This window comes from Lacinutrix sp. MEBiC02595, from assembly GCF_053601555.1.
In genome coordinates this window covers 1-756 of record NZ_JBSHNU010000233.1, presented here as the reverse complement: position 1 = coordinate 756, position 756 = coordinate 1, and the positions used below count along the sequence as shown (strand labels likewise).

At 43.1% G+C, this 756-nt stretch carries 1 pseudogene; it reads right to left on the bottom strand.

What is annotated here, in order from left to right:
• Nucleotides 1–756 (bottom strand): annotated as a pseudogene (locus ACVCZW_RS13280) (hypothetical protein); the annotation flags it as partial.

Here is a 756-nt window from a genome sequence, read left to right as displayed (position 1 = left end):
TAAAACAGTTACCGTTTGTGTGCTACTTGTTCCGCAGGTTCCTGGACTTGCGTATTCTATCGTATAGGTTGTTCCAGAAATTCCATTAGTTACCGTTCCGCTAGTTGCGTTTATTGTTGCGCCATCCGTTGGCATCGGATTAAACGTAAAGCTTCCGCCAAGATCTCCAGTGACAGTTGCGGTACCGCCATCACAAGTTGCAGTCATAGTAAAAGAAGCGTCTCCTAAAGTTAAAACAGTTACTGTTTGTGTGCTACTTGTTCCGCAGGTTCCTGGACTCGTGTATTCTATCGTATATATGGTTCCTGAAATTCCATTAGTTATCGTTCCATTAGTTGCGTTTATTGTTGCACCATCGGTTGGTATTGGATTAAACGTAAAGCTTCCGCCAAGATCTCCTGTGATATTTGATGTTCCACCATCACAAGTTGCTGTCGTATTAAAAGAAGCGTTTCCTAAAGTTAAAACCGTAACCGTTTGTGTGCTACTTGTTCCGCAGGTTCCTGGACTCGTGTATTCAATAGTATAGGTCGCTCCTGAAACACCATTAGTCACCAATCCGCTAGTTGCATCTATTGTTGCTACATCGGTTGGTATCGGATTAAAAGTAAAGCTTCCGCCAAGATCTCCTGTGATATTTGATGTTCCGCCATCACAAGTTGCTGTCATAGTAAAAGAAGCATTCCCGGAGGTTAAAACAGTTACCGTTTGTGTGCTGCTGGCTGCACATGTGCCGCTTGTTGCATATTCTATAGT